This is a genomic window from Saccharopolyspora sp. NPDC000995 (assembly GCF_053599315.1).
Window position 1 is genome coordinate 1 of record NZ_JBSFLZ010000301.1, and the last position, 1961, is coordinate 1961.

A 1961-nucleotide genomic window follows, 5' to 3' on the forward strand; every position below is an offset into this window, starting at 1 on the left:
AACTCGGTGGGCTGCAGGCGTTTGAGCAGCTCCCGCATGCCACCACCTTCGAACTGGAACACGCCCAGGCTCTCCCCTCGGGCGAGCATCTCGTAGGTGGTCTTGTCGTCCAGCGCCAGGTGGGACAGGTCGATGTCGCGGTCGTGGTTCTCCTTCACCATCGCCAGCGCATCACCGAGGATGGTGAGGTTGGACAGCCCCAGGAAGTCCATCTTCAGCAGGCCGATGGCCTCGCAGGACGGGTAGTCCCAGCCAGTGATGATCGACCCGTCATCCCGCGCCCACAACGGCACCGTGCCCAGCAACGGCTGCGAGGACAGGATCACCGCACACGCGTGCACACCGGCATTGCGGATCAGCCCCTCCAGACCACGCGCGGTGTCGAAGATCTGCGACACCGCCGGATCCGTCTCGATCAGGCTGCGGACCTCGGCGGCCTCGGCATACCGCTCGTGCTGCGGATCCACGATCCCCGACAACGGGATGTCCTTGGCCGCGATCGGCGGCGGCAACGCCTTGGAGATCTTGTCCGCGATGGCGAACCCCGGCTGTCCGTGATGCACCCGCGCGGAGTCCTTGATCGCCGCCTTCGTCTTGATCTTGCCGAAGGTGATGACCTGCGCGACCTTGTCCCGGCCGTACTTGTTGATCGCGTACTGCAAGACCTCATCACGGCGGCGGTCGTCGAAGTCGAGGTCGATATCCGGCGGCGAGTCACGCTCCGGGTTCAAAAACCGCTCGAAGATCAGCCCGTGCTCCAGCGGGTCCAGGTTGGTGATGTGCAGGATGTAGGCCAGCAGCGAACCCGCCGCCGAACCACGACCCGGCCCCACGTGGATGCCCTGCGACTTCGCCCACCGGGTGAGGTCGCCCACCACCAGGAAGTACGCGCAATACCCCTTGGTGTCCAGCACATCCAACTCGACCTTGATCCGCTCCAGGCACTCCTCGGTCGGCCCGTCCGGATAACGCGTCGGCAGGTACTGCTGGACCTCGGCCTCCAGCAACTCACGCTCGCTGCGGCCACTGCCATCGGTCACGCGCGGCATCCGGTCCTGAAACGACCACACGTCCTCGTAGGACTCGACCATCTCCGCGACCAGCAGCGTGCTGTCCGCCGCGCCCGGCACCTCCTGATCCCAGTACTCCCGCATCTCCGCCGCGGACTTCAGGTAATAACCATCACCATCGAACTTGAACCGGCTCTCATCACTGAGCGTCTTACCCGACTGCACACACAACAACGCCCCATGCGACTCGGCCTGATCAACCGTGACGTAATGGCTGTCGTTGGTCGCCAGCGGCTTCAGCCCCAACTCCTTGGCGATCTTCAGGAGACCCTGGCGCACCGACCGCTCGATCGGCAGACCATGATCCATCAACTCCAGGAAGAAGTTCTCCGCCCCGAAGATGTCCCGGTAATCCGCCGCCGCCTGCAACGCCTCGTCGTACTGCCGCAACCGCAACCGGGTCTGCACCTCACCCGACGGGCAGCCGGTCGTGGCGATGATCCCCTCGGAGAGCTCGCTGACCAGCTCACGGTCCATCCGCGGCTTGCGGTAATAGCCCTCGAAACTGGCCCGGCTGGACAACGTGAACAGATTCCGCAGACCGGTCGCGTTGCGCGCCAGCATCGTCATGTGCGTGTAAGCACCCGCACCCGAGACGTCGCCGCCCTCACCGAACTCGTCGGTCCCACGCTGCTTCGCCTCACCCCAGAACACCGGCTTCTTGTGGAACCGGCTGGTCGGCGCCAGATACGCCTCGATCCCGATGATCGGCTTGATACCGGCCCTGCGTGCCTCCTGGTAGAACTCATCCGCCCCGAACATGTTGCCGTGATCGGTCATACCCACCGCGGGCATCCCCAACCGCTCGGCTTCGGCGAACAACGCCCCCACCTTCGCCGCACCGTCGAGCATCGAGTACTCGGTGTGCACATGCAGGTGAACGAAGGGGTC

1 protein-coding gene is annotated in these 1961 nt (G+C 64.7%); it reads right to left on the reverse strand.

Translation table 11 applies throughout. The features are described 5' to 3' along the window. On the reverse strand, window positions 1-1961 hold a 1961-nt coding region (gene dnaE, locus ACWDKQ_RS35940), incomplete at both ends, for a DNA polymerase III subunit alpha (protein ID WP_450143201.1).